The following is a 729-nucleotide window of genomic DNA, read 5'->3' on the forward strand; positions in this document are numbered from 1 at the left end:
TTTAAATTCAGAGCAAAAGGATTCAATACATGAACCGGAAAATTACGTTTTAGTGTTTTACCCAGGCGTACTAACGTGGCACGAACATCGACATTTGAACAGAAGTTGGGAAGAAAAACAGGTCGTATGTTTAATGAGTTAAATACATATACTTATATCTTCATACACTACATTAATATTCGGTAAAAATGTGTGTTTTTTGAAAAAAAGAAGTTGCTTTTCCATGCCAAAACAGCTATAAATTAGGTAGGTGTAGGTAAACAAAAAAGATTTACCAAACGCTAGAAGTTAGGAAGTTTTATAGTGAGGTACATCATGTGGATTAGTCAAGAAGAAAGGGATGATTTTAATGAATTATTTCAAGAGTTGCTTGCAGGCAAATTGTCTAAAAAGCATATAAATAGAAAAAATGAAAACGGTGAAACAATGTTGCACCGAGCAGCAAAAATGTCGACGAGAAAAAAAGTAAACTGGCTGATATGGGAAGGAGCAGATGTAGATGCAAGAGATAACGAAGGTTATACACCACTGCACTCAGCAGCGCTTGGAATGCGTCTGGAAAACGTAAAAGAATTAATAGAAGCCAGAGCAGATATAAACGCAACCGAAGAAGATGGAAATACGGCACTACATCTAGCGTGTATGGTGGGGTGCGACCCGAAAGTCGTGATTTTGTGGTGGTTAAATTCCATCTTCCCTAAACATCAGGGATAAAGTATGTCTCACATT

The 729-nt window shown here is 36.8% G+C and carries 1 protein-coding gene and 1 pseudogene; both read left to right on the forward strand.

Annotation, left to right across the window (positions count from 1 at the left end; translation table 11 throughout):
* Positions 1–142, forward strand: a pseudogene (locus OZD64_RS00110) (phage tail protein); the annotation flags it as partial.
* Between the two features lie 173 nt (positions 143–315).
* On the forward strand, positions 316–714 hold the full coding sequence (locus OZD64_RS00115; RefSeq protein WP_244263341.1) for an ankyrin repeat domain-containing protein: 399 nt from the start codon (positions 316–318) through the stop codon (positions 712–714).
* The last annotated feature ends 15 nt before the right edge of the window (positions 715–729 follow it).

Origin of the sequence: Wolbachia endosymbiont of Drosophila tristis, assembly GCF_028981745.1 — a bacterium.
GTDB lineage: Bacteria > Pseudomonadota > Alphaproteobacteria > Rickettsiales > Anaplasmataceae > Wolbachia > Wolbachia pipientis.